Genomic DNA, 2709 nt, shown 5'->3' on the forward strand with positions numbered 1-2709 from the left:
GCGTGCCCGACATGCCGGCCGAGCTGGCCGCGGGTGCCTGGGTGCAGCCCACCATCTGGACCGGCCTGCCCGAAACGGCTGCGGTGGTGCAGGAGGAGATCTTCGGACCGTGCTGCCACATCCGCCCCTTCGACAGCGAGAACGAGGTGGTGGCCCTGGCCAACGAAACCGATTACGGGCTCTCCACCACCATCTGGACCACCAACCTGGCCCGCGCCCACCGGGTGGCCGCCCGGGTCGAGGTGGGCATCACGTGGATCAACAGCTGGTTCCTGCGTGATCTGCGCACGGCCTTCGGCGGGTCGAAACAGTCGGGCATCGGCCGCGAGGGTGGCGTGCATTCCCTGGAGTTCTACACCGAGACCCGCAACATCTGCGTGAAGCTGTGACCAGGAGGGCGGTCGGATAAATCCGACCCCACGGGCTGGCGCCGATCCTGTAGGGGCGACTTCAGTCGCCCGCGGACTTGCAGCAAAGACGGACCCATCCGTACCGGAAGGACATGCATATGAACGAAGAAAAGATCCACCAATACGGCGACGAGCTCTACGAAGCCTTCCTCAGCCGCCGACCCATCCGCCCGCTGCTGGAGCGCGAGCCGGACATCACCATCGCCGATGCCTATCGCATCCAGGAACGCTTCGTGGCCCGCCGCGTGGCTGCCGGCGAGAAGGTGGTCGGCAAGAAGATCGGCGCCACCAGCAAGCCGGTGCAGGACTTCCTGGGCGTGTATCAGCCCGACTTCGGCATCCTGCTGTCGGGCATGGTGTACAGCGAAGGCGACACCCTCGACCTGGGCCAGCTGATCCAGCCCAAGGCCGAGGCCGAGCTGGCCTTCGTGCTCAAGGAAGACCTCAAGGGCCCGGGCATCACCGCCATGGACGTGATCCGCGCCACCGACTACGTGCTGCCCTGTTTCGAGATCGTCGATTCGCGCATCACCGACTGGAAGATCAAGATCCAGGACACGGTGGCGGACAACGCCTCGTGCGGCGTGTATGTGCTGGGCAAAACCAAGGGCGACCCGCGCAAGCTGGACATCACCCTGGCCGGCATGGTGCTGGAGAAGAACGGCGAGCTGTTCTCCACCGGCGTCGGTGCCGCGGTGCAGGGTTCGCCCGCCAACGCGGTGGCCTGGCTGGCCAACACCCTGGGCGAGCTGGGGATTCCCTTCAAGGCCGGCGAGGTGATCCTGTCGGGATCGCAGTCGGCCCTGGTGCCGGTGGTCGATGGCGACGAACTGGTGTGCACCGTCGGCGGCCTCGGCAGCTGCCGGGTGAAGTTTGTGGGGCAGAGCGCCACCGCTGCCACCACTGCGGCCGCACCTGGCAGCGAGGCCCGACCTGGCAGCAGCACCGCCGGCATGAACCTCACCCTGGGCCGCGAAGACATCGTGCGCCTGTGCGAGCGTATCGAAGGTGCCCAAACCCGCGCCTACGCCATCCCCAAGCTCACCGACGAATACCCGGGCATGACCATCGGTGACGGCTACGCCGTGCAGATGGCGCTGCGGCAGCGCTTCCTGGCGGCCGGTCACACCCAGGTGGGCTGGAAGGCGGGGCTGACATCCCGGGCCAAGATGATCCAGATGGGCGTCAATGTGCCCTCCATCGGCTTTCTCACCGACCGCATGGCCCGCCCCGAAAATTCGGCCATCTCCACCGCCGACCTGGTGCACCCCCGCGTCGAGTGCGAGGTGGCCTTTGTGATGAAGAAGGCCCTTCACGGCCCCGGTTGCACCCGCCAGGACGTGCTGGACGCCACCGACTACGTGCTGCCGGCGGTGGAGATCATCGATTCGCGCTTCTCCGGCTTCAAGTTCGATCTGCCCAGCGTGGTGGCCGACAACGGCTCGTCGGCCCGCTTTGTGGGCGGTGGCCGGGCCCGCTACGTGGACGACATCGACCTGGACACCCTGGGCGTGGTGATGGAGAAGAACGGCGAGCTGGTGGTCATGGCCGCCTCGGCTGCCGTGCTCGGCCACCCGGCCGAGGCCATCGCCATGCTGGTGAACATCCTGGCCGAACTGGGCGAAGGCCTGCCCGCCGGCAGCTTCGTGATGAGCGGCGGCATCACCGAGGCCATCGCGGTCAAGCCTGGCGACAACGTGATCGCCCGCTTCCAGGAACTGGGCAGCGTGTCCATGCGCTTCGTTGCGTAGCGGCAGGAAAAACAGCAATCGCCCCAACCCATCCCGTGGAGAGAGAACCCATGCCAATTATTGAAATGCACATGATGGTGGGCCGCACCACCGAGCAGAAGAACAAGGTCGCCGTTGCGGTGACCGAGGCGGTGGCGAAGAGCCTGGAGTGCAGCGCCGACACGGTGCGCATTCTGATCACCGAACATGCCACCGACGGCTTTTACGTCGCTGGCCAGACCATGGCCCAGCGCGCGGCTGCCCGGGCGCAGGAGAAGACGGCATGAAGAAGATCCGCTGTGCGCTGATCGGTTCGGGCAACATCGGCACCGACCTGATCTACAAGATCCAGCGCAGCCCGGTGCTGGAGCCCGTGTGGATGGTGGGGATAGACCCCAGCTCCGAAGGCCTGGCCCGCGCCCGTGACATGGGCCTGAAGACCACCGCCGAGGGGGTGGACGGGCTGTTGCCCCACGTGCTGGAGGACAACATCCAGATCGCCTTCGACGCCACCAGCGCCTATGTGCATGCGGAGAACAGCCGCAAGCTGAATGCCCTGGGGGTGATGA

Annotated in this window: 3 protein-coding genes and 2 pseudogenes; all 5 read left to right on the forward strand. The window is 66.3% G+C overall.

The features are described 5' to 3' along the window. A partial coding sequence (locus ACIQ09_RS22155) for an aldehyde dehydrogenase family protein (protein WP_398314584.1) occupies positions 1-389 on the forward strand: 389 nt, incomplete at its 5' end. 119 nt (positions 390-508) lie between these two features. Next, positions 509-1300: pseudogene (gene dmpE, locus ACIQ09_RS22160) on the forward strand (2-oxopent-4-enoate hydratase); the annotation flags it as partial. A gap of 63 nt (positions 1301-1363) precedes the next feature. Further along, positions 1364-2161, forward strand: coding sequence for a 2-oxo-3-hexenedioate decarboxylase (gene dmpH / locus ACIQ09_RS22165; RefSeq protein ID WP_398314587.1), 798 nt, complete (start codon positions 1364-1366; stop codon positions 2159-2161). A gap of 50 nt (positions 2162-2211) precedes the next feature. Then, the gene (locus tag ACIQ09_RS22170; protein WP_296574506.1) at positions 2212-2427 is read left to right on the forward strand and encodes a tautomerase family protein; all 216 of its coding nucleotides are present in this window, start codon (positions 2212-2214) and stop codon (positions 2425-2427) included. Next, positions 2424-2709 (forward strand): annotated as a pseudogene (locus tag ACIQ09_RS22175) (acetaldehyde dehydrogenase (acetylating)); the annotation flags it as partial. The gene ACIQ09_RS22170 and the pseudogene ACIQ09_RS22175, both read left to right, overlap by 4 nt.

It is taken from the genome of Zoogloea sp., assembly GCF_044344315.1.
Classification (GTDB): Bacteria; Pseudomonadota; Gammaproteobacteria; order Burkholderiales; family Rhodocyclaceae; genus Zoogloea.

Excerpts from the sequence above, each read along its gene's own strand:
- dmpH (WP_398314587.1), top strand. The coding sequence starts at position 1,364 with ATGAACCTCACCCTGGGCCGCGAAGACATCGTGCGCCTGTGCGAGCGT.
- ACIQ09_RS22170 (WP_296574506.1), top strand. The coding sequence starts at position 2,212 with ATGCCAATTATTGAAATGCACATGATGGTGGGCCGCACCACCGAGCAG.